This window comes from Pseudomonas guariconensis (genome assembly GCF_900102675.1).
Taxonomy (GTDB): domain Bacteria; phylum Pseudomonadota; class Gammaproteobacteria; order Pseudomonadales; family Pseudomonadaceae; genus Aquipseudomonas; species Aquipseudomonas guariconensis.
In genome coordinates this window covers 16,583-41,213 of sequence record NZ_FMYX01000002.1, presented here as the reverse complement: position 1 = coordinate 41,213, position 24,631 = coordinate 16,583, and the positions used below count along the sequence as shown (strand labels likewise).

Annotated in this window: 19 protein-coding genes; 13 read left to right on the top strand and 6 right to left on the bottom strand. The window is 65.2% G+C overall.

All coding sequences use genetic code 11. The features are described 5' to 3' along the window. The first annotated feature begins 67 nt into the window (after positions 1 to 67). On the top strand, positions 68 to 4,969 hold the full coding sequence (locus BLS27_RS03110) for an alpha-2-macroglobulin family protein (protein ID WP_090343115.1): 4,902 nt from the start codon (positions 68 to 70) through the stop codon (positions 4,967 to 4,969). Positions 4,970 to 5,046: 77 nt separating this feature from the next. On the opposite strand, the gene BLS27_RS03105 is transcribed toward BLS27_RS03110, so the two are convergent. Further along, positions 5,047 to 5,340 carry a hypothetical protein gene (locus BLS27_RS03105; protein WP_043207888.1) on the bottom strand — a complete coding sequence of 98 codons (294 nt, stop codon included), beginning with the start codon at positions 5,338 to 5,340 and terminating at the stop codon, positions 5,047 to 5,049. 77 nt (positions 5,341 to 5,417) lie between these two features. On the opposite strand from BLS27_RS03105, the gene pbpC reads away from it, so the two are divergent. After that, complete coding sequence (pbpC, locus tag BLS27_RS03100) at positions 5,418 to 7,772, top strand: peptidoglycan glycosyltransferase PbpC (RefSeq protein WP_090343112.1); 2,355 nt, start codon at positions 5,418 to 5,420, stop codon at positions 7,770 to 7,772. Between the two features lie 112 nt (positions 7,773 to 7,884). Beyond that, positions 7,885 to 9,552, top strand: coding sequence for a ShlB/FhaC/HecB family hemolysin secretion/activation protein (locus BLS27_RS03095; protein ID WP_090343109.1), 1,668 nt, complete (start codon positions 7,885 to 7,887; stop codon positions 9,550 to 9,552). A 92-nt stretch (positions 9,553 to 9,644) separates the two neighbouring features. On the opposite strand, the gene BLS27_RS03090 is transcribed toward BLS27_RS03095, so the two are convergent. After that, positions 9,645 to 10,052 carry a response regulator gene (locus BLS27_RS03090; RefSeq protein WP_043207882.1) on the bottom strand — a complete coding sequence of 136 codons (408 nt, stop codon included), beginning with the start codon at positions 10,050 to 10,052 and terminating at the stop codon, positions 9,645 to 9,647. Positions 10,053 to 10,102: 50 nt separating this feature from the next. Further along, positions 10,103 to 10,342: a Flp family type IVb pilin gene (locus BLS27_RS03085; RefSeq protein ID WP_090343104.1), complete on the bottom strand. Its 240-nt coding sequence runs from the start codon at positions 10,340 to 10,342 to the stop codon at positions 10,103 to 10,105. A gap of 297 nt (positions 10,343 to 10,639) precedes the next feature. Between BLS27_RS03085 and cpaB the strand changes: the two genes are divergently transcribed. The 8 genes from cpaB to BLS27_RS03045 are packed head-to-tail and all read left to right on the top strand — an operon-like array spanning position 10,640 to position 18,016. After that, positions 10,640 to 11,575, top strand: coding sequence for a Flp pilus assembly protein CpaB (gene cpaB, locus BLS27_RS03080; RefSeq protein WP_090343101.1), 936 nt, complete (start codon positions 10,640 to 10,642; stop codon positions 11,573 to 11,575). A gap of 18 nt (positions 11,576 to 11,593) precedes the next feature. Continuing rightward, entirely contained in the window at positions 11,594 to 12,838 is a 1,245-nt protein-coding gene (locus tag BLS27_RS03075) for a type II and III secretion system protein family protein (protein WP_043207876.1), read from the top strand. Then, the gene (locus BLS27_RS03070) at positions 12,835 to 14,028 is read left to right on the top strand and encodes a CpaE/TadZ family protein (RefSeq protein ID WP_043207875.1); all 1,194 of its coding nucleotides are present in this window, start codon (positions 12,835 to 12,837) and stop codon (positions 14,026 to 14,028) included. The genes BLS27_RS03075 and BLS27_RS03070 overlap by 4 nt, the downstream gene beginning before the upstream one ends. After that, positions 14,025 to 15,281 carry a TadA family conjugal transfer-associated ATPase gene (locus BLS27_RS03065; protein ID WP_043207873.1) on the top strand — a complete coding sequence of 419 codons (1,257 nt, stop codon included), beginning with the start codon at positions 14,025 to 14,027 and terminating at the stop codon, positions 15,279 to 15,281. The genes BLS27_RS03070 and BLS27_RS03065 overlap by 4 nt, the downstream gene beginning before the upstream one ends. Next, a complete protein-coding gene (locus BLS27_RS03060; protein ID WP_043207872.1) occupies positions 15,278 to 16,159 on the top strand; it encodes a type II secretion system F family protein in 882 nt (293 codons plus the stop codon). Before BLS27_RS03065 ends, BLS27_RS03060 begins: the two co-directional genes overlap by 4 nt. A gap of 2 nt (positions 16,160 to 16,161) precedes the next feature. Beyond that, positions 16,162 to 17,049 carry a type II secretion system F family protein gene (locus tag BLS27_RS03055; protein ID WP_090343098.1) on the top strand — a complete coding sequence of 296 codons (888 nt, stop codon included), beginning with the start codon at positions 16,162 to 16,164 and terminating at the stop codon, positions 17,047 to 17,049. Between the two features lie 15 nt (positions 17,050 to 17,064). Continuing rightward, complete coding sequence (locus tag BLS27_RS03050) at positions 17,065 to 17,736, top strand: tetratricopeptide repeat protein (protein ID WP_090343096.1); 672 nt, start codon at positions 17,065 to 17,067, stop codon at positions 17,734 to 17,736. Between the two features lie 19 nt (positions 17,737 to 17,755). After that, positions 17,756 to 18,016: a DUF3613 domain-containing protein gene (locus BLS27_RS03045; protein ID WP_090343093.1), complete on the top strand. Its 261-nt coding sequence runs from the start codon at positions 17,756 to 17,758 to the stop codon at positions 18,014 to 18,016. 105 nt (positions 18,017 to 18,121) lie between these two features. Here the strand turns inward: BLS27_RS03045 and BLS27_RS03040 are convergent, their stop codons facing one another. Together BLS27_RS03040 and BLS27_RS03035 are read right to left on the bottom strand one after the other, a co-directional pair. Continuing rightward, positions 18,122 to 18,898, bottom strand: a complete 777-nt coding sequence (locus BLS27_RS03040; protein WP_090343534.1) for a response regulator transcription factor — start codon at positions 18,896 to 18,898, stop codon at positions 18,122 to 18,124. 105 nt (positions 18,899 to 19,003) lie between these two features. Further along, positions 19,004 to 19,474 (bottom strand): A24 family peptidase, encoded by a 471-nt coding sequence (locus tag BLS27_RS03035; RefSeq protein WP_070572676.1) that lies wholly within the window; start codon positions 19,472 to 19,474, stop codon positions 19,004 to 19,006. A gap of 75 nt (positions 19,475 to 19,549) precedes the next feature. On the opposite strand from BLS27_RS03035, the gene BLS27_RS03030 reads away from it, so the two are divergent. Further along, on the top strand, positions 19,550 to 19,984 hold the full coding sequence (locus BLS27_RS03030) for a TadE/TadG family type IV pilus assembly protein (protein ID WP_043207861.1): 435 nt from the start codon (positions 19,550 to 19,552) through the stop codon (positions 19,982 to 19,984). Further along, complete coding sequence (locus BLS27_RS03025) at positions 19,981 to 22,623, top strand: PAS domain-containing sensor histidine kinase (protein ID WP_043207859.1); 2,643 nt, start codon at positions 19,981 to 19,983, stop codon at positions 22,621 to 22,623. Before BLS27_RS03030 ends, BLS27_RS03025 begins: the two co-directional genes overlap by 4 nt. On the opposite strand, the gene BLS27_RS03020 is transcribed toward BLS27_RS03025, so the two are convergent. Further along, positions 22,608 to 24,560, bottom strand: coding sequence for a pilus assembly protein TadG-related protein (locus BLS27_RS03020; RefSeq protein WP_232092066.1), 1,953 nt, complete (start codon positions 24,558 to 24,560; stop codon positions 22,608 to 22,610). The genes BLS27_RS03025 and BLS27_RS03020 overlap by 16 nt on opposite strands. Positions 24,561 to 24,631: the final 71 nt, after the last annotated feature.

Genomic DNA, 24,631 nt, shown 5'->3' with positions numbered 1-24,631 from the left:
GGTACGTGGCCAACCATTGCGCTATAGTTGCGCCCTTATCGACACGCTGCCCAAGAGTTCTCTTTCCATGCTCAACAAAGGATTGTTGCTGGCCTGCGCGCTGGCGCTGCTCAGTGCTTGTGATTCCTCGTCGAAGGATGCTCCGGCTCCTGCCGACAAGCCGGCTGCGTCGGCGCCTGCCGCCACCCCGGCGCCCAAGCGCGAAGACCCGGCCGTCCTGGCCAAGCGCTACGCCGACCGCGAGCTGACCGTGCTGGACGTCTCGGAAGTCCAACTCGATGGTGCCAGTACCCTCTCGGTCAGCTTCTCCGCTCCCTTGGACGCCAATCAGGACTTCGCCTCCAAGGTCCACCTGGTCGATACCGTCAAAGGCAAGATCGACGGCGCCTGGGAGCTTTCGGACAACCAGATGGAACTGCGCCTGCGTCATCTGGAGCCGCAGCGAAAGCTGGTCTTGACGGTCGACAAGGGCCTGCTGGCGGTCAACGACAAGCGTCTGGAGCAGGAGTCGGTGACCCGTCTGGAAACCCGCGACATGCAGCCGACCGTGGGCTTCGCCAGTCGCGGCTCGCTGTTGCCCACCCGCCTGGCCGAAGGCCTGCCGGTGATCGCCCTGAACGTCGACAAGGTCGATGTGGAATTTTTCCGCATCAAGCCGGACATGCTCTCCAGCTTCCTGGTCAACTGGGGTCGCAACAGCAGCCTGTACTACTACCAGTCCAAGGAAACCCTGGACATGGCCGACCTGGTCTACAGCGGCCGCTTCGACCTCAACCCTGCGCGCAACACCCGCGAGACTGTGCTGCTGCCGATCGCCGGGATCAAGCCGCTGCAGGAGCCGGGCGTGTACCTGGCGGTGATGCGCGCCTCGGGCACCTATGATTATTCCCAGCCGGCGACCCTGTTCACTTTGAGCGACATCGGCGTCTCCGCCCATCGCTACCGGGATCGCCTGGACGTATTCGCCCAGGCCCTGGAAGGCGGCAAGGCGCTCAAGGGCGTCACTCTCGAGTTGCACGATGACAAGGGCAAGCTGCTGGCCCAGGCCGAAACCGACGGCGAGGGCCACGCACAACTGCCGATCACTGCCAAGGCCGACACGCTGATCGCCACCCAGGGTGTAAACACCACGCTGCTACGCCTGAACACCGCCGCCCTGGACCTGGCCGAGTTCGACATCACAGGCCCTCAGGCCAATCCGCTGCAGTTCTTCATTTTCGGTCCGCGCGACCTGTATCGCCCGGGCGAGACGGTGTTGCTCAACGGCTTGCTGCGCGATCAGGACGGCAAGCCGGTCAAGGCGCAACCGGTGACGGTCGAGGTGCGTCGGCCGGATGAGCAGGTCAGCCGCAAGTTCGTCTGGGAGGCCGACAGCAACGGTTTGTTCCAATACCAACTGCAACTGGCCACCGAAGCCCCGACCGGACGCTGGCAACTGCTGCTCGACCTGGGGGGCGGGCGTAAGCAGGTCTATGAATTCCTGGTCGAGGATTTCCTCCCAGAGCGCCTGGCCCTGGAGCTCAAGGGCAGCAGCGCGCCGCTGTCGCCTGACGAAACCGCGCGCATCCAGGTCAATGGCCGTTACCTCTACGGCGCGCCTGCCGCCGGCAACCGTCTGAGCGGCCAGGCCTATGTACGCCCTCTGCGCGAAGCCGTGCCGGCGCTGCCGGGCTATCAGTTCGGTTCGGTCACCGAGACCGAACTCAACCAAGACCTGGAGCTGGACGAGGTGACCCTCGACAACGCCGGCAAGGCCACCCTGGATATCGAAAGCCGCTGGGCCGAGGCCCGTTCGCCGTTGCAACTGACTGTCCAGGCCAGCCTCCAGGAGTCTGGCGGACGGCCGATCACCCGCCGCCTGGAGCAGCCGATCTGGCCGGCCGAACGCCTGCCGGGCCTGCGTGGCCTGTTCGAGGGCGAGGAAACCGACAGCGACGGTCCCGTGGAATTCGAAGTGCTGGTGGCCGATCGCGAAGGTCACAAGCTTGCCGCCGAAGACCTCAAGGTGCGTCTGGTGCGCGAGCGTCGCGACTATTACTGGAACTACTCCCAGAGCGACGGCTGGAGCTACAACTACAACGAGAAATTCCTCACCCAGAGCGAGGAGACCGTCAGCGTGAAGGCTGGCGGCACCGCCAAGCTGAACTTCCAGGTGGAGTGGGGCCCGTACCGGGTCGAGGTAGAAGACCCACAGACAGGGCTGGTCTCCAGCGTGCGCTTCTGGGCGGGCTACCGGGCCCAGGACAACGCCGAAGGTGGCGCGGTGCGTCCGGACCAGGTCAAGCTGGCCTTGGACAAACCGTCCTATGCCGACGGGGCCACCGCCAAGGTCACGGTCACCCCACCTGCTGCCGGCAGCGGTTATCTGATGATCGAATCCAGCGATGGCCCGCTGTGGTGGCAGGAGATCGACGTGCCCGCCGAGGGCAAGACCTTCGACGTGCAGCTGGATGAAAAGTGGGCGCGTCACGACCTGTACATCAGCGCCCTGGTGATCCGCCCCGGCGAACGCAAGGCCAACGCCACGCCAAAGCGCGCCGTGGGTGTACTGCATCTGCCGCTGGACCGTGCCGAACGCAAGCTCGCTTTGACCTTGCAGGCCCCGCAGAAGATGCGCCCCAAGCAACCGCTGACCGTGAAATTCAAGGCCGCCAACGCCGATGGCAGCGTGCCGAAACAGGTGCATGTGCTGTTGTCGGCGGTGGACGTGGGCATCCTCAACATCACCGATTTCAAGACCCCGGACCCGTTCGCCAGCCTGTTCGGCCGCAAGGCCTACGGTGCCGACCAATTGGATATCTACGGCCAGCTGATCGAGGCCGGGCAGGGCCGTCTGGCGAGCCTGGCATTCGGCGGCGACGCGGCCATGGCCAAGGGCGGCAAACGCCCCAACACCACGGTCACCATCGTTGCCCAGCAAAGCCTTCCGGTAACGCTCAATGAACAAGGCGAGGGCGAGGCGACTGTCGAGATTCCGGACTTCAACGGTGAGCTGCGCCTGATGGCCCAGGCCTGGACCGACGAGCACTTCGGCATGGCCGAAGGCAAGACGGTCGTCGCCGCACCGCTGATCGCCGAACTCTCGGCGCCGCGCTTTTTGGCCGGTGGCGATCGCACCAGCCTGGCGCTGGACCTGGCCAACCTGTCCGGCCGCGCCCAGCAACTGAACGTGCAGGTGAGCGCCGAGGGCCAGTTGGCTCTGGCCGGCGAAGGCCAGCAGAGCGTCAGCCTGGCCGAGGGCCAGCGCAAGACCTTGATGATCCCGGTGCAGGCCCAGGGTGGCCTGGGCCAAGGCAAAGTGCAGGTGCGGGTCAACGGCCTGCAGTTGCCTGGCGAGCCGACCCCAGCCTTCGAGCGCCAGTGGACGCTTGGCGTGCGCCCCGCCTATCCGGCGATGCTCAAGCACTACCGCGTGGCGCTCAAGGACCAGCCCTGGACCTTGCCTGAAGGCGACCTCGCGGCCTTCGAGACCGCGGGCCTGGAAGCCAGCCTGGCGCTGTCCAGCCGCCCACCGCTGAACCTGGCCGAACAGATTCGCGCCCTGGAGGCCTACCCCTACGGCTGCCTGGAGCAGACCACCAGCGGCCTGTACCCTTCGCTCTACGCCGATGCCGAAAGCCTCAAGCGCCTGGGTATCAAGGGCGAGCCGGCCGACGTGCGCAAGCGCAAGATCGAGATGGGCATCGAGCACCTGCTGGGCATGCAGCGCTACAACGGCAGCTTCGGCCTGTGGAGCTCGGACAGCGAAGAGGAATATTGGCTCACCGCCTACGTCACCGACTTCCTGCTGCGCGCCCGCGAGCAAGGCTTCGGTGTACCGGCCGAGGCCCTGAAGAAAGCCAATGAACGCCTGCTGCGCTATGTGCAGGAGCGCAACCTGATCGAGGTGGACTACAGCCAGAACGCCGACCACACCCGCTTTGCCGTGCAGGCCTATGCCGCGCTGGTGCTCGCGCGCAACCAGCAGGCGCCGCTCGGTGCCCTGCGTGGCCTGTTCGAGCGCCGCAGCGATGCGCGCTCCGGCTTGCCACTGGTGCAGTTGGCGGTGGCGCTGGACAAGATGGGTGACAAGCCGCGTGCCCAGCAAGCCTTGCAGGCGGGCCTTGGCGTGAAGCGCAGCGATGGCTGGATGGCCGATTACGGCAGCACCCTTCGAGACCAGGCACTGATCCTGGCCTTGCTGCAGGAGAACAACCTGGCCGCCAACCAGGTCGACCAGCGCCTGTTCGCGCTGTCCGATGAGCTGGCGGCCAACCGCTGGCTGTCGACCCAGGAGCGCAACGCCTTGTACCTGGCCGGTCGTGGCCTGCTGGGCAAGCCGGAAGGCCAGTGGCAGGCACGCCTGGACAGCGCCGGAGAGATCCGCGAGTTCAACAACGCTGAATCGGGCATGAAGCTCGAAGGCCCCTTGCTGATGTCGCCGCTGACCGTGCAGAACCAGGGCAGCGAGACCCTCTACCAGCAGCTGACCCTCTCCGGCTACCCGCGCCAGGCCCCGCCTGCCGGGGGCAACGGTATGGAAATCCGCCGTGAGTACCTGGGCATGAACGGCCAGCCGCTGGATGTGCGCAGCCTACGCAGCGGCGAGTTGGTGCTGGTGCACCTGGCGCTCAAGGCCTCCACCGCGGTGCCGGACGCCTTGGTGGTGGACCTGCTGCCGGCGGGCCTGGAGCTGGAGAACCAGAACCTGGCCCAGAGCGCCGCCAGCCTGGACAACGCCAGCAGCGCGGTGAAGCAGTGGCGCGAGTCGATGCAGAATGCCAGCCTGGTGCACCAGGAGTATCGCGACGACCGCTATGTGGCCGCGCTCAAGCTCGATGGCTACGGCACCAGCCATCTGCTGTACCTGGCCCGGGCAGTGACGCCGGGGACCTATCGCATTCCGCCACCGCAGGTGGAGTCGATGTACCGGCCTAACCTGCAGGCGGTTGGGGAAGGGCAGGGAGAGATGATCGTGAGAGGGCGCTGAGGGCTCTTGGAGCTTCGAGCGGCAAGCGGCAAGTAAAAGCAGGTGGTGTGAGCCACGCTTGCTTGCAGCTTGCAGCTCTAATGAACGATCCAGCTCAACACCCACAGGCCCAGCAACGCCCAGATGATCCCGAGGATGATCGAGGCGCGCATGAAGGCGCGGACGGCCGAGTACAGCAGCATCAGGCCGACGATGAGCGCCAGGATGCTGACCAGCGAGGTGTCCATGCCCAGGTTGCGCGCCAAGCCGTCGATGAAACTGCTGCCGGCGTTGGCCAGCAGGTTGAACAACCCGCTAAGGCCGTCGACGATGAAACGGATCAACGAACCCAGTGCTTGGCCCAGCCACTCGAAAAAACCTTCTACATGCATAGTTGCTTCCTGATGAACGAATCGGCGCGGGTGCCGTTCCCTAGCCTTTGGCCATCACTTGGGCAGGTCGGTTCCCGATGCCAATGGTAGCGTGCCTGCGCACCCGCACCGCAAGGGTCGTGCGTGGTATCGGCATCGCCAGTGTGCTGGTCGTGGCGCTGTTGTGGCTGGCCGATCGCTTGTGGCCGTTGCCCATGCCGGGCGATGACCTGGCGCGGGTGGTGCTTGCCGAGGATGGCACGCCCCTGTGGCGTTTTGCCGATGCCGACGGAGTGTGGCGGTATCCGGTGAGCCCCGAGGAGGTCTCGCCGTTGTACCTGGAAGCGCTGCTGACCTATGAGGACCGTTGGTTCTATAGCCATCCCGGGGTCAACCCGCTGGCGCTGGCGCGTGCAGCCTGGCTGAACCTGCGTGGTGGCCGGGTGGTGTCGGGCGGCAGCACGCTGTCGATGCAGGTCGCACGCCTGCTCGACCCTCACGAACGCACCCTGTCGGGCAAGCTGCGTCAGCTGTGGCGTACGGCGCAGTTGGAGTGGCACCTGTCCAAGCGTGAGATCCTTCAGCTCTACCTCAACCGCGCCCCGTTCGGCGGCACCCTGCAAGGGGTGGCCGCCGCCAGCTGGGCTTACCTTGGCAAGTCGCCGATGCACCTCACGCCTGCCGAGGCAGCGCTGCTGGCGGTGCTGCCCCAGGCGCCCAGCCGGCTGCGCCCGGATCGCCACCCCGAGCGTGCCCAGCGGGCCCGCGACAAGGTGCTGGAGCGCTTGGCCGAGTACCAGGTATGGCCGGCGCAGCGGGTGAGCGAGGCGCAGGAAGAACCCTTGCTGCTGGCGCCTCGCCAGGAGCCGGCCCTGGCCCCCTTGCTGGCCCGGCGTCTGAACAGCGCCAACAGCCCACCGCTGATTCGCACTACCCTCGATGCGGCCTTGCAACGTCGCCTGGAGGACCTGCTGTTGGGCTGGCGTGCACGGCTGCCCGAGCGCACCTCAGCGGCGCTGCTGGTGGTGGAGGCGCAAACCATGGCCGTGCGCGCCTACCTCGGCTCCATCGACCTAGCCGATGAGCGCCGCTTCGGTCATGTCGACATGGTCCAGGCCTTGCGATCACCCGGCTCGACGCTCAAACCGTTCCTCTACGCCATGGCCATGGACGATGGGCTTATCCACTCAGAATCCTTGTTGCAGGACGTGCCACGTCGTTATGGCGACTACCGGCCTGGTAATTTCTCCATGGGCTTCACGGGCCCGGTTTCGGCCAGTTCCGCCCTGGCCCTGTCGCTGAATCTGCCGGCAGTGCAGTTGCTCGAGGCTTACGGACCAAAGCGTTTCGCCGCGCAGATGCGCATGGGTGGCATGCCGCTGGTACTGCCGCCGCTCGCCGAACCGAACCTGTCGCTGATCCTCGGCGGAGCGGGCAGCCGTCTGGAGGACCTGGTGGGTGGCTACGCGGCCCTGGCCCGTGAAGGGAAGAGCGCGCGGGTACGCCTGCAGCCTCAGGATCCGCTGGTCGAGCGGCAGCTGCTGTCGCCTGGTTCGGCCTGGATCGTCCGGCGTATCTTGAGCGGCCAGGCCCGGCCGGACCGTGATCTTCACGCTGAGCTGGTACAGCGCCCGCAGTTGGCCTGGAAGACCGGCACCAGCTACGGTTTTCGTGACGCCTGGTCGGTGGGCGTGGGGCCGCGCTACCTGATCGGTGTGTGGATCGGCCGACCCGACGGCACGCCGGTGCCGGGACAGTTCGGCTTGGCTTCGGCGGCGCCGCTGATGCTGCAAGTCCACGACCTGCTCAGCAACCGTGACAGCCAGCGGGGGATCAATGTGCCGGCCGAGCGGGTGCCGGCGAGCGTCGGTGTGGCCGCCATCTGTTGGCCATTGGGCCAGCCCATGAACCGCCTGGACCCCAACTGCCGTCGCCAGCGCTTCGCCTGGACATTGGACGGCACTACGCCGCCGACCCTGCAAGCGGCCGATCAGCCGCTGGGGCTTGGGTTGCGCGAGACGGTTTGGGTCAATGGGCGTGGTTTGCGCGTCGATGCCAGTTGCAGCGGCGCCAAGGCGCAGGAGGTGGCGTTGTGGCCGGCGCCGCTGGAGCCGTGGCTGCCCCGCATCGAGCGCCGCGCCGCGCGCCTGCCGGCGGTGGACCCTAGCTGTCCGCCCCAAGTGCCGGTGAGCGCGCCGCCGCTGTCGATCGTCGGTGTGCGCCCCGGCGACACCCTGCGACGCCCGGCAACCAGTCGCGAACCGCTGCAGGTGCCGGTTTCGGCCTTGGGCGGCAGCGGTCAGCGCTGGTGGTTCCTCAATGGACAGCCCTTGGGCGAGACCCGCGACCAGGACAGTCTGCTGGTGCGCTTCGAAAAGACCGGGCGCATCGAACTCAGCGCGCTGGACGAAAGTGGCGAGACCGCGCGGGTAGAGTTTCAGGTCAGCCAATAGCGACCACCGCGCCGCTCGCTTCGGCCGTTCGACGATCGTGAGGCCAGCACCTACGCTTGAACCACAGGGCGGTCCTGTTGCGCCCGGTCTTCGCGGGGTCATGGAGCGTCCTATGCGTCCTCTGGTCGTTACGCTGCTGATGGTGTCCGGGGCCTGTGTTTGCCATGCCGGGTCGCTGCCGAGCGTGCTCGACGGCAATGAGGTCGAACGACGCCTGCCCACCGCCAACCTGCCGATCGATACCTATCGTCCTCTTCCGGCGGGGGTGCGCATGCCGGCCGCGGAGAAAACAGCGCCTGCATGGCCGCTGAACACGTCTGTGGCAGTCCGCAAGGTGCGCTTCGAAGGCGGTACGGTGTACCTGCTGAGCGAATTGCGCGAGCATTACCAGCACGTGGTCGGCCATCAGGTGACCCTGGCTGAACTCATCGCAGTGACCGACCGCCTGACCGAGCGTTATCGGCGCGATGGCTACCTGCTATCGCGGGCTTACCTGCCGCCTCAGGACTTTGCTGATGGCCGTGTCCACGTGGTGTTGGAGGAGGGCTATATCGGCGAAACCCAGGTGCACGGGGAGATCGGGCCCGCGGTCGGCTACCTGGAGCAAATCCTCGACAAGCTCAAGGCCGAGCGGCCACTGACGCGAGAATCCTTCGAGCGCTATACCGGCCTGATCGGTCGCATGCCTGGTGTGAGCGTCGAGGCCGAACTGCAGCCCGCCGGGTGGCGCGATGGCGCCATGCGCCTGATCGTCCATGTCGGGCGCAAACCCTTTGGCGCCTGGTTGACCCTGGCCGAGGGTAGTCGCACGTCCGCGCAAGCGCTGATGGCGTTCGACAGCCAGGCCCAGACCCGTTTCGCCGAGCAGTTGAGCGCCCGCGTCCTGCTGCCGCCTGGTGACGACGAGGCCCATTACTACCGACTCGACTACAGCCAATACCTGGACGCCGAGGGCAGCCGGCTGCTGCTTTCGGCGTCCCGCTTTCGCAGCGAGCCGCGCACCTTTGTGCCCTTGGATGACGGTGAGAACCTGCGCCAGCGTTGGGATAGCGAGCGCCTTGCCATCGGCGTCAGCCAAGCCCTGATCGTCAAACCCGACGAGTGGCTGGATGTGGTCGGGCAGTTCTACACCACGGCCGATCACGTCGACTGGCGCACGGCCGACCCAGCGCGCCAGGACGACAGTGACACCTATGCTCGGGCGGTGTCCTTCGAAGGGGACTGGCGCAAGGTCGAGGACGGTCGGTTGCGTAGAGTCAGTGCCGGCGTGCACCAAGGCCTGGATCTGTTCGGCGCTCGCAGTGACAGCGCCCGCGATGTGGATTTCTTGCGCCTGCGCCTGTCTGGTTTGCAGCGCGATGCGTTGGCGCGTGACTGGCAGGGTGTGGTGTCCGGCGCGGTGTACTGGAGCGGCAACGACCTGCCCGACAGCGAACGCCTGCTGTTCGGTGGCCAGCACTTCGGCCGCGGCTACCCGGCCGACCAGGCCTCGGGTGACAAGGGGTGGGGATTGGCCTACGAGCTGGACTACAGCGTCTACCGCGACGGCGCTTGGGTACGGTTGCTGCAGCCCTATCTGGCGCTCGATGCCGCCCGGGCGTGGTCGAACGGGCGCGACCTGGAGCGGGCACGACTGGCCTCGGCGGCGTTGGGAGTACGCATAGGGGATAGGCGCTTTTACAACCTGGCCGTGGAACTGGCCAAGCCCCTGGCGGATGTGGCGCAGGACAGCCTGGATCGCAGTCCGAGGATCATGGTGAATCTAAGTGTTTCCCTGTGAGGGTGAGTGGCGCTTAGCAGAGCGAGCCCTACCACTGCGTGGTCTCTTGGGCGCTGGCGAGGCCTGCGATGGGGCGCGAGCGTCCCCAGGGGTCAGCACACGACCTGCATCCGCGGCTTGGGGAACAAATTCTCCAGCGTCTCCAGCAGGCGTGCGTGATAGATGGGCTTGCGGAACAGGTCCAGTACCTGAAGGCGTAGCAGGTCGCTGATGTCTTCCATGTCGGCGTGACCGGACATGACGATCACCGGCAGATGCTGGCGGGCCGTGTGGTCGCGCAGGCGTTTGATCAGGCCGATGCCGCTTTCTTCGGGCATACGCAGGTCGGTGATGACCAGGGCCACGTCCGGGTGGCGGGTGAGCTGGAGCAAGGCGCCTTTGACCGAGGTGGCGGTCAGGCAGATGAAACCTTCGTTCTCCAACAGTTCGGCGAGTTCGAGCAGGGCCTCTTCCTCGTCGTCTACCAGCAGGATCTGTTGACGCAAGGAAGAGAGTGACATGGCCGGCTCCTTTCGAATGGGTTCCAAAATCGTTGCTGCCATCTTGATCGTTAAGTACCACCAGTCGTAGAGCTTCCTCCACTGCTGCCGCCAGTCGTGCCACTGGTTCCTGTAGTGATGGCAGCCTGGATCTTATCCATGACCGATTTGACATTGTTGGACACGCCCGGGACGAACCCCGCCAGCACGACTGCCACCATGGCGGCGATCACCGCGTATTCGATACCGGAGGCGCCGTCCTTGCGTTGGATGAACTGTTTGCAGTGAAGAAGGATGCGTTTGAGCGACATGGTGCAACTCCTCGCGCGTTCGAGCGCTGATGGCGGGGAATCCCCTCGGTGATACCCCTTTGCCATCACAGAATTCGCCAAGCGATTGGAAGCTGCAAATGTAACAACGGATTAATCCAAAAGTATGAGTTTCGAATAGCCGCGCTAAGTTTCTGTTTTGCCGAGGTGTCAATTTAGTGGCATCAAAAAGCACCTGTTTCTCATGGCAATTTGTGGCATTTGGACTACGTTGCAATAGCGAAATAGTTTCTTTTTGCCATCAGCTAAATGCGCAAACGGCGTAAGGGGATAGCGGATATGAGTAGTCGCTTGACCATGATGCTCGCCGGTTTTTTCCTGGTCGCCGCGTTGGTGGCTGGGTACTGGGGGCTGGTTCTTAGTCGCCCCTCGGTGCCCGTCGAGCAACCGGCCCCGGTGGTGGCTCCCGTCGCTGCGCCTGCCGCGCCGACCCCGGCCAAGGCAGAGGAGCCTGTGCGCTCACAGATTGTCGTGCTGCGCCGCGACGTTGCTGCCAATACCCCCTTGACCCCAGACGATCTGTTGCTCGAGCGCCTGCAGGTAGTGCCGGCAGGGGCATTCCAGCGAATCGAGCAGGTTGTCGGGCGTAGCAGCATGCGCCCTTTGGCGGCAGGCAGCTGGCTTGCCGAAGACAGTTTCCAAGCAGGTGGTCCGCTGGCGCGGATGATCCGCCCACACGAGCGGGCCGTGGCCGTGGCGGTGGACGATGTGATCGGTGCCGCCGGGCAGCTTCGTCCGGGCGACTACGTGGATGTGCTGTTGTTTCTGCGAGAGGAAAACAACAATCCCCAGTCTTCCGCGCAGGTGGTGTTGCCTGCACTGCGCGTGCTCAGCGTCGGCGAGCAGATGGGCTTGGCCAATGATGGCCGGCCGGCACAGACCCAGGAGGAGCAGAAGGCCCGTCGCGATCAACCGGGTAGCACGGCCCGCACCGTGGCACTGGCCGTGCCTGAAGCGCTGGCCAGCCGACTGATGCTGGCGGCCCAGACAGGGACCTTGCGTCTGGCGGTGCGCAGCGCCGACGAACAACGCCTGGCCCGCTACTGGGCCGGCACCGAAGCCAGTGCCCAGGTGGAAAACGCCAACCGTGACCTCTATCGTTTCAGTCAGCTGTCGCAGGTGCCGATTGCCAAGACGGTGGCGCCTGGCAGCGGCATCTCGGGCATGCAGATCATCCGTGGCGCCCAGGCTGCCGATACCTCAAAGACTCCGTGACCTAGCAAGGACGCCGCCATGCGTAGTATCGAGCGGATACTCAGACAGTTGTGCCCTGCCCTGACGATGGTGACGTTGCTGCCGATGGCCCAGGCGGCCGACAAAGGCTGCGCTGCATTCAGCCAACTGCCGTCGGTGATCGAGATGGACCAAGGCCTGCAACAGGAGCTGCGCCTGCCGGTGGCCATCAGCCGGGTGGCGGTGGGCGAGCCCAAGGTCGCCGATGTCCAGGCCAGCGGCGAGCGCGCCGTGTTGCTGACGGCGGTCGGGGCAGGCAATACCAGCCTGATGCTGTGGACCGCCTGTGCACCGGCCCCCCACCGGGCCATGCTGTTCGTCAAAGGCCGGGCCAGCGCGGACATGGCCGAAGACACGATGCTGCCTTCCCAGGACCCTCAATTGCCCAGCCAGGTGCAGGCCGATATCCGCTTCGTCGAAGTGCAGCGCAACAAATACAAGGAAGCCGGGGCGCGGCTGTTCTTCAAAGGATCGAACAACAGCCTGATCGGCTCACCGGGTACTGTGCCTGGGACCCGCGTCACACCTGGCGCTGTGCCGATCGCCCGGCCGTTGATTCCGCTCGACGACAACGTGTTCAACATTGTCTGGGGCGGTGGCAGCAGCCGCTTTCTGGCGGCGATCAATGCGCTGGAAACCAGCGGCTTCGCCTACACCCTGGCCCGTCCGAGCCTGACCGTGCTCAGTGGCATGACCGCCAGTTTTCTCGCGGGCGGCGAAATCCCTATCCCGGTGCCGAGCACCGGCAGCGACAGCGTGTCGATCGAATACAAAGAGTTTGGCGTGCGCCTGGCCTTGACGCCGACCGTGGTCAGCCGCGACCGCATTAATCTGAAGGTCGCGCCTGAAGTCAGCGAGCTGGATTACACCAACGCGGTGAATATCGCCGGCACCCAGGTGCCGGGGCTTAAAGTCCGGCGTACCGACACCAGCATTTCGCTGGCCGATGGGGAAAGCTTCATCATCAGTGGCCTGGTCAGCAGCAGCACCCGCTCGGGTGTGGATAAGTTCCCGGGCCTTGGCAACCTGCCCATTCTCGGTGCGTTCTTCCGTCAGTCGACGGTCAATCGCGAAGACACCGAGCTACTGATGATCGTCACGCCTCACCTGGTCCAGCCGCTGGCCGCCAATGCCCGTTTGCCGGAACTGCCGGGCGAGCGTCTGCGCACCTACGACCCCAGCTGGGGGCAGCTGTTTTTCCTGGAAAACGGCAATTTCGAAGGCCGTAGCGGGTTATCACGATGAGCGAGAGCCTGAACCAGACCTACCTGGCCATCACCCGCAACGAGGAGGACCTGCGCTGGCTGCAGGGCGCGCTCGCCCCGCTCGGCCAAGTGATCGGTGCCAGTGGCGGTAGCCTCGACGAGTTGCTGGCTTTGGTCGACGTGACCTTCAGCAACCTGCTGTTCATTGGCCTGGACCGCGAGCAGTTGATCAATCAGTGCGCGCTGATCGAGGGTGTGCTGGAAGCCAAGCCGATGTTGGCCATCGTGGCCTTGGGCGATGGCATGGACAACCAACTGGTCCTGCACGCCATGCGCGCCGGTGCCCGTGACTTCGTCGCCTACGGCTCGCGCGCCAGCGAAGTGGCAGGTTTGGTGCGGCGCCTGAGCAAGCGGCTGCCGGCGGTCACCAGCAACCCAAGCCTGGGCGGGCTGACGGTGCTCTACGGGGCCCAGGCCGCAGCCGATGGCGCATTGCTGACCACCCACCTGGCGCGGGTGGTGCAGGAGAGCGGCCAGCAAGCCTTGCTGCTCGACCTTGGCCTGCCGCGGGGGGACAGCCTGACTTTGCTCGGGTTGGAGGCATCGTTCTATTTCGGCGACGCCCTGCGCCATTTGCGTCGGCTCGATGGCACCCTCATCGACAGCGCCTTCCCTCGTGACAAGGGCGGTCTGCGCATCCTGGCCTACGCCGACAGCGACGATCCGCTGCAACAGACCAGCGCGGCCGAGCTGTACATGTTGCTCAGTGCCCTGCGCCAGCACTTCCAGCACATCGTGGTCAACCTCACCGGCCAGGCCGACAACGATGCCTTGCGCACCATCGTCAGCCATTGCGACAAGCTGATCGTCTATACCGACCAGAACATCCTCGACTGCCGACGCAACCTGGAGGTGCTGGAGCAGTGGCGCGACCGGGGCATCAAGCTCGACCATGCCGTGCTGCTGGTGGACCGCTACCTGCGCAACGTGGCGCCGGATGCCGATGCTTTGGCCAAGCGCTATGGCCTGACCTTGCTCAAGGCGTTGCCCTACAGCCCTGAGGTGCGCCTGAATGCCAAGAACCAGGGGCTGAGTCTGTTCGAGCTGGCCCCCCGGGAGAGCCTGACCCAGGCCTTGCATTACCTCGGCGAGCGATTGGCGCGGCGCTCGGAGCACCTGGCCAAGCCCACCCCCACTACCTGGCTGCGCCGCCTGTGGAGCCATAAATGAGTGCCGACGAACCCTTTGGCGGCCCGCGCCACGCGGGGGCCGACCCGCAGGCACTCAAGCGTGCCCTGCACCGCTTCGTCATCGATGCCATCGAAGACAGCGGCCGCAACCTGCTCGAAGGCGCGCGGCCTGCGCTCACCCAGTTCGTCGTGGAGCAGGTCGGCGACTACGTGGCACGCCTGCACCTGGCGCTGTCGCGCTACGAGACCGAGCGCCTGGCCGAGGAGCTGGTCGATGAGCTGACCGGTTATGGCCCGCTGGAGGTGCTGCTGCGCGATGCCAGTGTCACGGAGATCCTGGTCAACGGCCCGCACCGGGTTTTCGTCGAGCGGGCCGGGATGCTCCAGCGCACCGACCTGCGCTTCATCGACGCCCATCACGTGGAGCGAGTGATGCAGCGCATTCTCGCGCCGCTCGGGCGTCGCCTGGATGAATCCTCGCCGATGGTCGACGCCCGCCTGCCCGATGGCAGCCGTGTCAATGCGATCATCCCGCCGGTGGCGCTGGACGGGCCTTGCCTGTCGATCCGCAAGTTCCGCCAGGACATGCTCAAGAGCGCCGACCTGCTGGCCACCCGTGCCATCGACCAGGCCATCTTCGACTTCTTCGAGCGGGCCGTGGCTCGGCGCTGCAATATCCTGGTCAGCGGCGGCACGGGCACGGGCAAGACCACCTTGCTCAACATCCTCAGCCAGATGATCTCTCCCCATGAGCGCCTGGTGACCATCGAAGACGTGGCGGAGTTGCAGCTGCACCACCCGCACGTGGTGCGCCTGGAAACCCGGCCACCGAACGCCGAAGGGCATGGCGAGATCAAGGCCAGCGAGCTGATCCGCAACGCCTTGCGGATGCGCCCGGACCGCATCCTGCTCGGCGAGATCCGCGGAGCCGAAGTGCTCGACGTGCTCACCGCGATGAACACCGGGCACGATGGCTCGATGAGCACGGTGCACGCCAACACCGCGCAGGATGCCTTGCTGCGCCTGGAGACCCTGGTGGGGCTGACGGGGCGCCAGGTGGCCGAGAAGACGCTGCGCCAGATGGTCTGCGCGGCGCTCGATGTGGTGATTCAGCTGACCCGCCTGGCCGATGGCCGGCGTTGCGTCAGCGAGGTGCTGGAGGTGGTCGGGGTGCGTGACGACGTGTATGTCACCAATACCTTGTTCCGCCTCGACCGGCGCGGCGGCGAGGGCTTCTTGCGCGATGCCCCCAACCCGGCGGGCGCCAAGCTGCGCCAGGACGGGGTGATGTGATGGGTCCGCTGCTGCTGGCACTGGCGCCTTTGTTGCTGGGCGTGGCCTTGCTGCTGTTTCGCCGAGGTCAGTACAAACGCCGCGAGGAGCGCATCCTGCAGCGCTTGGGACGTGCCTACCAGAGCGTGCGAACCGCCACGGTGCGGCGTGACTGGCTCGACCCGTTGTTGCAGCGTGCGGGGCTGGCCCAGGGCGAGTTCAGCCTGCGCCCTTGGTTGACAGGCTGGCTGGGCCTGGTCGCGTTGGCCTTGCTGTTGGCCGGCTGGGTCGCGGCCGTGCTGGTGCTGACCGCGCTGCCACTGCTGGCCTACCTGTACCTGAGCTGGCGCTGTCGCCGCCGTCTGGCGCTGATCGTCGAACAACTGCCTGGGCTGCTGGACTACAGCGTGCGCAGCCTCAAGGCCGGCCGCACGCTCAGCGATGCGGTGCTCGGTGGGATCGAAGGCACGCGCGAGCCGTTGCGTTCGGCCATGGGCCGTGTGCAGCGCAACGTGCGCATGGGTGTGCCTCTGGAGGAGGCCGTGCATGAGCTGGCTGAACTGTACGAGCAGGACGAGCTGCGGCTGTTCGCCTTGGGGCTGCGCATCAACCAGCACTATGGCGGCAACGCCAGCGAGCTGATGGAGAACCTGATCAAGCTGATCCGCGAACGTGAGCAAGGGGCTCGCCAGCTCAGGGCCATGACCGGTGAGACACGGATCACCGCCTGGATTCTCGGCGCTTTGCCGCTGACCATGGTTGGCTACTTCTTGCTGGGTAACCCCGGCTACCTGATGGCCATGTGGCGCGACAGCCAGGGGCAGATGATGTTGCTGTTCGCCTTCGCCCTGCAGGCGGTGGGGTGTCTGATGCTGTGGCGCATGATGAGGAGCCTGTGACCATGGCCTGGCTGATCTGTGCCCTTTGCCTGTTCGCAGGCTTTGTCCTGTTGAGCTTGCAGGCGCTGCGCCAGGTCCGCGCCCGGCAGATGATCGCACGGCGTTTGCAAGGCCAGCTGGCCCGTGAGGAGCGGCTGGGAGACTGGCTGCATTGGCTGGGCAACTCGGCCTTGGGCCGACGTCTGCAGACCCTGGACAGCGAAACCCAGACCCTGCTGGAGCGAGTGGGTTGGCGTCGTAGCCGTCACCGGGCGTTGTTCGCGGCCGTGCAACTGGGGCTGCCGGTGTTGGCGGCGGGCCTGACGCTGTTGCTACAGCAGGGCCTGGTGTCGGGCGGCTTTGGCCATGGGGTGGTGTTGCCCCTGTGTGCCCTGGGGGTGGGCTACCTGCTGCCCAAGCGCCTGCTGGCGATGGCCGCATTGCGCCGCCAGCAGCGCATCGCCCAGGAGGTGAGCCTGGTGATCCCGCTGCTGCGCATTTTGTTCGAGAGCGGCTTGGCGGTCGAACAGGCCCTGCGGGTGCTGAGCCACGAGAGCCGCACGTTGGTGCCGCATGTGAGTGAAGAGCTGCGGCTGGTCCTGCAACGCGTGGACTCCGGGCTTGCGTTGGGGCCGGAGTTGGAAAAGACCGCACGCCTGCTGGCGGTGGACGAATTCATCGACACCTGCGTGATCCTGCGCCAGTTGCTGGTGCAGGGCAGCGGTGCGATGAAGTCGCTGCTGGGCCTTAAGACCTTGCTCGATGATCGGCGCCTGACGCGTCTGCAGGAGCGGGTCTCGAAGATGTCGGCAAAGATGTCGGCGGTGATGATGATGTTCTTGTTCCCGGCCTTGATCATCGTCCTGGCCGGACCGGGTTTCACCGCACTGACGCGGGCCCTGGCGTTCTGAGGAAGGAAGAGTCGGATGAAAGCGATCCTGTTGTTCACCGGTCTGTTTTTGCTGGCAGGCTGTGCGGGCCAGCCACCCGAGGGGTTTGCCAGGTTGCTGGGCACCTCGTCCTGCGGCAAGCCCACCGCCGACCAGCAACTGGCACTGAACCTGGCGGACGAGATGCTCAACGACGGGCGCCCGCACGCCAGCTATGCGCACCTGCAGCAACTGCCGGACGACCTCGATCAGGTGCGCTTGCGCAAAGCCAAGGTACTGCGCCTGCTTGGGCGCAGCGAAGCCGAACCGCTTTACCGCAGCCTGCTCGGCGGCTGCCTGGCGGCCGAAGCCGAGCATGGCCTGGGCCAGCTTGCCTCGGCGCGGGGGGACGATGTACAGGCGCTGCGCAACTTGCAGCGGGCGGTGCGTCTGGCGCCAACCGACGAGAAGGTGCGCAATGACCTGGGAGTGGTGCTGATGAACCTGGGCGATCATGAACAGGCGCGCTTCGAGTTCCTGACCGCCATCGAGCTCAAGGACGACAACCCGCTGCCGGCAGTCAACCTGGTGACCCTGTCGCTGGTCGAGGACAATTGGCAGCAGGCCGCCGACCTGGTGACCCGGCTAGGGCTCAAGCCGGAGCAGTTCGCCGAGGCCCAGGCGCGGGCCAAGCAGTTGAAGGAGACCGGGCGTGGCTCGGTGGGTTGAAGACAAAGGAGGCGTTGCCATGTTCAAGCCAATGATGGTTGTGCTCTGCCTTTCCTGCCCACTGCTCGCTCAGGCCGAGGACCCACCTCGCCGGCCGCCGCCGGACACTGGCGCCGAAGCCTGGTTGCGGGTGCAGGCGAGCAACCAGCAGGCCTCGCCGAAACCCCAGAGGCAGAGCGCGAAGGAGCGGGAGTTGTCCCTACAGCGCTGGCTGGACAGCTACAAGTATCCGATCCCCGATGCCTTCCGCTATCAGTCGATGAGCACCACCGGTAACTGACGCAGCCAACGCCTGCCGGTCCTGCGCAGACCATGAGCGCGGCACGCTACTTGTGGGAACGGGCATCGGCGAGCGAGCCGGCAACAGGCTACAAGCCTGTGCCGTTCAGTGGGTGGAGAAGCGCTGGCTCAGCGGCGAAGCGCCTGGCATCAGCGCCAAGGCCAGTTGGGTGCGGTTGTGCATGTGGGTCAGACGCAGCACCTGCGACACGTAGAGCTTGACGGTGTTCTCGGTAATCCCGAGCTCACAGGCGATCTGGTAGTTGGTCTTGCCCTTGCCCACGAGCCTGGCCACTTCCAGCTGACGCGGCGAGAGCTTGTCGAAGATCGGGGGCAGCTCGGCCTCGGGCTCTTCGAGGTCCGTGGCGCGGCGATGCATGCCTTGGCCGCGGGCTTTCTCCAGGTCTTGGTAAAGGATATCGATGGACTCGGCCAGCTCCTGCAAGCGTTGGTTCAGGTGCCCCAGTTCATGAATGTTGCGTTGGCGTTCGAGCAGCGCTTGCTCCTGGCGTCGCACGCCTTCGAGCAGCTCCTGCAGGTCGACGGGCTTCTGGTAGTAATCGGCGAACCCTTCCCGCAGGGCGCGGATGATGTCCTGCTTCTCGGCTTGTCCGGTCAGCATGATCGCTTCGAACACGCGCTGGCGACCGGTGAGTTTCTTGAGCGCATGGACCATCTCGATGCCATCGATCTGGGGGAGGTGTAGATCGCACAGAACCAAGCCGATCTGCTCGTCGGCCTGGTAGCGCTCAATGCCTTGCATGGCGCTGTTGGCCGGGGTGCAGGCGTAGCCGTGAAGTTCGAGATATTCACACAGCTGTTCGACCACCTCTGGCTGGTCATCGACGACCAGAATCTTCACCGTGCTGGGCTGTTTGTTCACGATCAACTCCCTGTTCGTTCTGGGCCCTTGTTCCTGCGCATGAACGCTAAAGACGGTAGCTGGTGTTGGTGGTTTTGTACAAGGTTTGTATAGTTTTTGGTGTCGTTACTGAATCCATACGGCTGTCAGCAGAAAACCCACCAGCACATAGGGCGCGAAGGGTTGTTTGTCGCCGACTTCCTCGGCCAGTTTCTGCAGGCGCTTTTTCACCTTGGGATTGAGCAGGATCCACAGCCTGCGGCGGCCAAGCAGCCAGGCCAGCACGGTGATGCCGGCGCCGATGAAAGTGCCAAGCACGTACTGGGGGCTGGTGGCCAGGGCCAGGGCGCCCATCAGCTTGACGTCGCCAGCGCCGAAGCGGCCAAGCATGTAGCCGGGAAGGGTGAGCAACATGACGATGGCCAGTGCCCAACCGGCATCGCTGGGTTCGGCGCCGATCCAGCTGCGCCCGGTGGCGAACAACCAGACCAAGGCACAAGCCGCAACGCCCAGGGTCAGAGCGTTGGAGAGCTGCCGTTCGCGGATATCTTGTTCGGTGCACAAGGCAAGCCACATCAGGAGAACAATGCTTTGCATTGGCAAAATGCCATCCCTATTCGTTGAACGGTTCTATGCTGTGTTTCAGGTGTCATAGTCAGGGTAGACGCGAACATGAAAGCAAGCCTGGCAAGACGGCAAAAAGGTGCGGCTGCCATCGAGTTCGTCGCAGTCTTCATGGTTTTTTTCGCGGTGTTCTACGGGTTGGTCAGCTATGCGTTGCCGATGCTGATGGTGCAGTCGTTCAACCAGGCGGCCAGCGAGGCGGTGCGCCGCTGCGTGGCGCTCGAGCCCGGCAGCGCCTTGGCCAGCTACAGCGCCGTGGCACAGCAGGCGATCGACCAGCAGCTGTCCTGGATGCCCGCGGCCTTGGGCTTCAGCGCGGTCAAGGATGCCAAGGTCGAGTTGAGCGGGAAGCTGTTGACCGTAACCATTCAATACCCGCGTGAGCGCCTGACCCGCGTGTTGCCATTGCTGGTGCTGCCTGTGATCGGTGAAGTACCACGCTTGCCCGAGCAGTTGCAGGCCAAAGCGAGTCTGCAACTGTGACCGGGCTGTTCGACCGTTGGCGCGGCGGCACGCAGCCAGCTGTTTCCGAGCCTGAGGCGCCTGCCGCCGTTGGCCTGCAACTGTGGCTCGATGGGCAAGGCAGCGTGCAGCGCTTGTCTGGGCCGTTGCGCACCTTGTTGGCGTTGCCCTTCAAAGGTGGTGGCCGGGTCCAGGACTACCTGGAGCGGCACAGCTGGCTGGTGCTGGAAGGGCAGCCTGCCGATTGGCAGGGGCAACCCTTAGATCTGGATTTTCGCACTGCCACGGGCAATCCCCTGTGTACCCGTGGCTGGGTGATGCGCCAGGGCGATGGCTGGTTGTTGCAGCTGTTCGATATCGGCGACCTGCTGCTCGAGCGGACCCACGCCTGGCAGCATCAAGGCGAGTGGCAGTTGGCAAAGGACATCGACCGCGCCTTGCGCGAGTGCAGCGCGGAGCGTTTGACCCAATGTGTGGCGGTGCAATTGCAGCATCTGGCCGAGCACTGGCATGTGCCCGCCGTGCGCCTGATGCTGCCGCAGGCTTCGGGTTGGCGCACCTTCGCCGGTAACGAGACACCTTGGCCGTGGCCGGGCGACGCCCGCCTGCAATCCTGGCTGGACGGTCTGTCGGCGCAACCTCAGACAGCCGCCACGCTGCCTGCAGAACTGCTGACGCTGTGTGGCGGCGTTTCGCTGTTCGTGCTGCCGTACCTTGAAGGCTCGCAGGTCCAGGCCTGGCTGCTGTGTGCCGGCGGGCAGCAGATGCCCGCCGATGCGCACCTGTTGTGGCAGGCCTTGATCGAACCTGTGCTCAGCCGTTATCGGCATGCCCGGCTGCAACAGCAGAGCGGTTACCTGGCGCAGTTGCAGCAACAACTGGGCGCAGGTTGGTGGGCCTGGTCCCGCGAGGACGGCCTGCACCTGGACCCGACCCTGGCCGCGCGTCTTGATCTGCCCCACCACCCCAGCCTGGAGCAGTGGCTTGCGCGGCTTCACCCTGCCGACCGGGAGCCGGCGCGCCTGGCCCTGGAGCAGGCCTGCATGGGCGATGACTTGAGCCTGAGCGTGCGTGTGCCGGCGCTCCAAGGGCATGGCGATCCGGCCTGGCTGCATTGGGTGGGCCGGTTGCAGGGCAGCGAGCTGCGCGGTTTTCTGCTCGACATCAGCGCGCTCAAGGCGCAGGAGCTGCAGACGAGCGCGGCGCGCACACGCCTGGAAAGCCTGATCGCCAGTTCACCGGCGGTGATCTACATACAGCGCTACGCCGAAGGTGCGTTGCACAGCGAATTCTTCAGCGCCAGCTTGATGCCGCTGCTGGGCTGGACGCCGGACAGCGAACAGGCCCGCCAGCCGGGCCTGGCCGTGCATCCGGACGACCGCGCATTGTGGCTGGAGCGTACCCGCACCTTGCTGCGCGAGGGCCAGGCCCGTAGCCGCTACCGTCTGCGAGATAGCCGGGGTGGCTACCACTGGATACTCGATGAGGCGCGACTGCTGCGCAACGATATTGGCCAGCCGCTGGAGGTGGTCGGCTTGTGGCTGGATGTCAGCGAGGCCACCGAGGCCGCCGACCGGGTACGCCAGAGCGAGGAGCGCTACCGGGTGCTGGTAGAGGACTCTCCGGCGATGATCTGCCGTTATCGTCCAGACCTGGCCCTGGTGTTCGGCAACCGACCCTTGGCCGACTACCTGCACTGCGCGCCGGAGCAACTGGAGGGTATGAACCTCGGCCAGTGGCTCTCGCAGGAGCAGCGCGAAGCGTTCCTGGCGCGGCTGCAACTGCTGACCCCCGAGCAACCGATGAGCAGCGCGGAGATCTGCCTGCAGTTGCCTGGTCGCGAGCACGCCTGGTGGGTCTGGGCCGACCGCGGGCTGTTCGATGAGCAGGGGCGGCTGCTGGAGATCCAGGCAGTGGGCCGTGACAACACCGAAGTGCGACGCAGCCAGCGGCAGCTGCTGCAAGGCGCCAAGATGGCGACGCTCGGCGAGTTGACCACCGGCCTGCTGCATGAAATCAACCAGCCACTGAACGTCATGCGCATGGCGGCGGCCAATGCCCTGAAACGCCTGGAGAACGGCACGGCCGAGCCTGCCTATCTGGAGGATAAGTTGCACCGCATCGAAGCGCAGATCGAGCGTACCGCACGGCTGGTGGACCACATGCGCGTGTTCGGGCGCCGCTCCGAGGTCGAGCGTCAGCGCTTCGCAGCCTGGAGCGCGGTGCAGGAGGCGACGGCGATGCTCGAGGAAAGCCTGCGCGGCAAGGGCGTCTCCCTGCGGATCGAGACGCCCGAGGACCAACCGCAGGTGCTGGGGCACAAGGATCAACTGGAGCAGGTGATGATCAACCTCATGATCAATGCCCGCGATGCCCTGCTCGAACAACGTTGCGCCGAGCCCTGGATCAGCATCCGCCAGACCTTGCAGCCTGGGCAGCTGTGCCTGTGGGTGGAGGACAACGGCGGCGGCATCGACCCGCAGGTCCAGGCGCGTATTTTCGAGCCGTTCTTTACCACCAAACCGGCGGGTGTCGGCACCGGGCTAGGACTGTCGGTGAGCCATGGCATCATCGAAGCCATGGAAGGCAGCCTGAGCGTGGCCAACGGAGCCGAGGGCGCGTGCTTCAGGGTGTGTCTGCCGGTTTACAGCACCAACTGAGCGCGGCCGCTGGAACAACTGAGGTTGGCCCCGACTTCTGCGTTGACCAGGTCGATGCCGAGCATCTTGAGGAGCATTTCCACCAACGGATCGATGATCGGGCTGAGCAGGTTCTTGATCAGCGGTTCGAGGATGCTCTTCACACCGTCGAGCAGGCCTGCGGTCAACACCAAGATCTTGCCCAGGCCACTGTTCGCAGTGGGTTCGTAGGCCTCCAGGTGAATCCCCAGCAAGGTGTCGCTGAGGCTGCCCACCACATTGCTGTTGGCGGTCGCCATCGCCTGATAGCGCGGATCGAGACCAATATCGGGCGGCTCGCTCGCGCCTTGGAAGACCAAGTCATGTTCGCCCTGGCCGTACCCCAGTACCTTGCTGTCGACACGCACGCCGATGCCGCCACCGGCGAAGGGCACGCGGGTGCCGCAGACTGGCGGTAGGATCAACACGCGGCTGCAGACATTGGTGCCGATGTCGATCAAAGGCAGGGCCTTGTTCGCAGCGGTGCCCTGGGCGAAAAACGTGTCGGGCGAGTCGAACCTGCCCACCGAGATCTTCACGGCGGAGCGGTCGGTGAGGGTAGTGAGGCGCTTGGGGGAGCAACTGTAACTGCTCGTCAACGGCGGCTTGAGGCGGCTGGTGGCTTCGCCTATCTCCAGGCCGATATCCAGGTGAAGCTTGTCCGGCATCAGCTTGATGTCGCTGACCTTGCACGGAATGCCCAGGCTACAGGTCAGCGATTGCACGGTGCCGAACAGGTTCAGGCTGAGCAGATTGTTCAGCACGTTGGTCAAGGGGGCCGCCAGGTCGAGCACGGCGTTTACCAGGCCGACGACGCTGTCCAGCAACGGCAGATCGACCGACACCAGGACTTTGACCTGGGCGGTATGCACCCTGAGCTCATCTTTTGATGGGTCACCCACCGAGGAAATCTGTTGTGGCTCTATGACTTTCACCCGTATTCGACCATTGGCCAGGCCAAGCACGCTGGGCGAGAGGTCGATGCCTGCGGCGCTGTCGCTGGCTGCGACCATGAGCATGCCATGGACCAACTGAAGCAACTGAAGGCTAGCATCGAGCCCGGCCTTGGCGGTGCCGTTCTGGATATCGACCAGCTCCCCCAGATGCAATGAACTGCCGCTGCCGGCCAGTGCCACCTTGCCCAGGTTCGATACCACGTCAACCGCGGTGCCACTTTGCTGCAGGACTTTCACGGCGGCTTGCAGCAGTTGGGTTGCGCTGGCGTTCGTGTCGAGCAGGGTCTGGTAGTCGCCGGCTTTGATGTTCAGGTCCACTGCCAACTGATCCAGGTACTTGAGTAGATTGAGTTGGGTGTCGGCCAGGCCCTGCCAGCCGGCAACGTCGAGCTGCAGGTTGCCACCCAGGGGGGCGAGCAGAGCATTGAGCAGCGCCGCCTGGCGGGTGTCGATCTTCACCAGTGTGCTGCGGATTCGCAGCATCGCCTGCGGTTGCGTGGGCACTGAGGCCACGGCGCTGGCAGTCAAAGTGCTGGTCAAGGGCAAACCATCGCCTTTGACCAAGGCAAAGACACCGGCGGCAACGCTGGTGGGGACGGTGTTGCTGACCTGCACCCTGATTGCCTCATTGCGCGAGGCATCGACGGTGAAGGTGCGCAGGTGGTCGGCCCCGGTTTGCACATGGCCACAACTGGCCACCAGCGGGTTGCTCGGATCATGGCCATTGCGGGTGGCGGCGGTGCGCGCAAGGGTGGGGGCCTGGGGACCGGTGCCGGTGCACACGGCGTGCTGGCCAGCCGCCTCCAATGCTGCCATGTCGGCGATGCGCTGAAGTTTACGCTGCTCCAGATAAAGCCGGCCGCTGTCGACCACCAGCAGCATGAACAGCAGGGCAAGGCCCAGCGTGAGCGCGGCCATCAGGCCGATCGCGCCGCGTTGGCGTGCGGGATAACGAAGAACCACGGGCACTCCTTTGCAGGCCTCTGGCCAAGCAGCGCGGCGGCGGTGAAAGGAGTGTAGTAAAGGTGATGGCT

Coding starts and splice junctions, on each gene's coding strand:
- BLS27_RS03055 (WP_090343098.1), top strand. CDS start 16,162: ATGGCCTGGCTGATCTGTGCCCTTTGCCTGTTCGCAGGCTTTGTCCTG.
- BLS27_RS03045 (WP_090343093.1), top strand. CDS start 17,756: ATGTTCAAGCCAATGATGGTTGTGCTCTGCCTTTCCTGCCCACTGCTC.
- BLS27_RS03070 (WP_043207875.1), top strand. CDS start 12,835: ATGAGCGAGAGCCTGAACCAGACCTACCTGGCCATCACCCGCAACGAG.
- BLS27_RS03050 (WP_090343096.1), top strand. CDS start 17,065: ATGAAAGCGATCCTGTTGTTCACCGGTCTGTTTTTGCTGGCAGGCTGT.
- BLS27_RS03030 (WP_043207861.1), top strand. CDS start 19,550: ATGAAAGCAAGCCTGGCAAGACGGCAAAAAGGTGCGGCTGCCATCGAG.
- BLS27_RS03110 (WP_090343115.1), top strand. CDS start 68: ATGCTCAACAAAGGATTGTTGCTGGCCTGCGCGCTGGCGCTGCTCAGT.
- BLS27_RS03090 (WP_043207882.1), bottom strand. CDS start 10,052: ATGTCACTCTCTTCCTTGCGTCAACAGATCCTGCTGGTAGACGACGAG.
- BLS27_RS03105 (WP_043207888.1), bottom strand. CDS start 5,340: ATGCATGTAGAAGGTTTTTTCGAGTGGCTGGGCCAAGCACTGGGTTCG.
- BLS27_RS03085 (WP_090343104.1), bottom strand. CDS start 10,342: ATGTCGCTCAAACGCATCCTTCTTCACTGCAAACAGTTCATCCAACGC.
- cpaB (WP_090343101.1), top strand. CDS start 10,640: ATGAGTAGTCGCTTGACCATGATGCTCGCCGGTTTTTTCCTGGTCGCC.
- pbpC (WP_090343112.1), top strand. CDS start 5,418: ATGCCAATGGTAGCGTGCCTGCGCACCCGCACCGCAAGGGTCGTGCGT.
- BLS27_RS03075 (WP_043207876.1), top strand. CDS start 11,594: ATGCGTAGTATCGAGCGGATACTCAGACAGTTGTGCCCTGCCCTGACG.
- BLS27_RS03065 (WP_043207873.1), top strand. CDS start 14,025: ATGAGTGCCGACGAACCCTTTGGCGGCCCGCGCCACGCGGGGGCCGAC.
- BLS27_RS03035 (WP_070572676.1), bottom strand. CDS start 19,474: ATGCAAAGCATTGTTCTCCTGATGTGGCTTGCCTTGTGCACCGAACAA.
- BLS27_RS03095 (WP_090343109.1), top strand. CDS start 7,885: ATGCGTCCTCTGGTCGTTACGCTGCTGATGGTGTCCGGGGCCTGTGTT.